Origin of the sequence: Corynebacterium sp. HMSC072A04 (assembly GCF_001809235.1) — a bacterium.
Taxonomy (GTDB): domain Bacteria; phylum Actinomycetota; class Actinomycetes; order Mycobacteriales; family Mycobacteriaceae; genus Corynebacterium; species Corynebacterium hiratae.
The window spans coordinates 1-297 of the sequence record NZ_KV796814.1 but is presented as its reverse complement, the minus strand read 5'-3'; the positions used below and the strand labels follow the sequence as shown (position 1 = coordinate 297).

The following is a 297-nucleotide window of genomic DNA, read 5'->3' as shown; positions in this document are numbered from 1 at the left end:
GTCGAGCACTCGCGCCTGACGGGCACGCTTGACGACGACTCCGCGAACCAGATCACCGGCGTCATCGAGCTGGAAGCCTCCACCGCGGCCCAGTTGGCCCGCGAGCACGGCTCGGAAATCCTGCCGCTTTCCTCCGATGCCACCGTGGCCGAGCTCCACGAGCTCGTAGTACGCAAGTCCATCATGCGCGTGCTGGTCTACCCGCGTACCTCGCGCATCCCCCGCATCGTCCATGTGCGCGATACCCTGCTCGCGGACCCGGAAACACCGGTGCTGGATTTCTCCCGCCCCGCACTG

The 297-nt window shown here is 67.0% G+C and carries 1 pseudogene; it reads left to right on the top strand.

The features are described 5' to 3' along the window. Positions 1–297, top strand: a pseudogene (locus HMPREF2565_RS13230) (hypothetical protein); the annotation flags it as partial.